A 252-nucleotide genomic window follows, 5' to 3' on the forward strand; every position below is an offset into this window, starting at 1 on the left:
GCACCACCGGTCACGACGGGCGTGCCCACCGGGAGTCCCGTGGCGGCTGCCGCGGCGGGCGTGACGACTCCGACGACTTCACCGCATTCGACCACGGGAGGGAGGATGCTGCGGTCCACGCCCACGAGTCCCGCGAGCTCGTCCGACCAGTTCCTCGACCGCAGGTCGAACAGCGCCGAACTCGAGCCGCTGGTCGGCTCGGTCACGAACTCGCCCGTCAGGCGCGTCGTGACCCAGTCGCTCAACATCCCG

Annotated in this window: 1 protein-coding gene; it reads right to left on the bottom strand. The window is 71.0% G+C overall.

Going from position 1 to position 252, the window contains the following annotated elements:
* Positions 1-252 (bottom strand): FGGY family carbohydrate kinase (locus R0J87_RS22770; RefSeq protein WP_498889197.1); only part of this gene is annotated, 252 nt, incomplete at both ends.

It is taken from the genome of Halomonas sp. SIMBA_159 (assembly GCF_046536035.1).
GTDB classification, from domain to species: Bacteria; Pseudomonadota; Gammaproteobacteria; order Pseudomonadales; family Halomonadaceae; genus Vreelandella; species Vreelandella venusta_A.